At 67.3% G+C, this 855-nt stretch carries 2 protein-coding genes; both read right to left on the reverse strand.

Annotated features, from left to right (window positions below; all coding sequences use genetic code 11):
- Positions 1 to 490: DUF1905 domain-containing protein (locus tag ABNF93_RS34685; RefSeq protein WP_349332505.1), on the reverse strand; the 490-nt coding region annotated here is incomplete at its 3' end.
- A gap of 70 nt (positions 491 to 560) precedes the next feature.
- Positions 561 to 855, reverse strand: a 295-nt coding sequence (locus ABNF93_RS34690) for a DinB family protein (protein ID WP_349332506.1), incomplete at its 5' end; no start/stop codon positions are given.

An 855-nucleotide genomic window follows, 5' to 3' on the forward strand; every position in this document is an offset into this window, starting at 1 on the left:
GTCGCCCGGCTGCCTGAGGTGCCTTGCGATTGGCTCGAGCAGGACGCGCCCGAGCGGGATCCTGCCTCGCCTCCAGCGCTGGGACGGCCACGGTGAGGTGGATCGTGACGGTGTCCCCGTCGGCGAGGCCCCTAGGCTTGCGCACCGAGTCCCTTATCGGGAGGACGTAACGTCCGTCCTTGTGCCACATCGATGTCGCCCACTCGACATCGCCGATCCGCGCCTGTACCCGGAGCATTCCCCGGTGATAGCTGGTGCCGGACGTCGCCACTTTCAGCTGGAGGCTCTGCTCCTCAGGCACCGCAACGAAGTAGTACGGCGCCGGACCCCGCCACTGAAATATCTCGCCGCTGAACTCAACCTCCAGGCGGCCATCGCCTGTACGCATCTCCGGCGCTGATGACTGGCGGCGCAACGCAGTGGTGAACTTCTCGCCCTCGCGTGCCGCAGCGCGGGCGTTCCGGGCCCTGGATGTTTGCTTCTTCGGCATCTCGGACTCTCTCCCAACGGGCCCACGCTCCGCAGGTCGACGACCTCGTTGTCGCTGCGGCTGGCCATGCTCAGACTCCTTCGGCAGCGCGCCCCTGGCCGCCGGTGATTCGGTCCAGATCCCGCACGGCGTAGCGCTGGTGTTCCCACTCCTCCTCCAGGATCGTGTGCAGACAGGACAACACGGTCTCCTCCCAGTCGGGAGCGTTGGGGTCCGACCTCTTGCCGCCCAGATCTTCTGCGGTCACGGTCGCGAGGAAATCGGTCACCATCGCGACGCGGCTGGACCGAGCCTCCAGCACCTCCGAGTAGGTCGGAGTCTCGGTGGACTCGGGCAGCCCGGCGAGGGCGAGTGGATGGCTCGGA

Origin of the sequence: Actinopolymorpha sp. B9G3 (assembly GCF_040120725.1) — a bacterium.
Taxonomy (GTDB): Bacteria; Actinomycetota; Actinomycetes; order Propionibacteriales; family Actinopolymorphaceae; genus Thermasporomyces.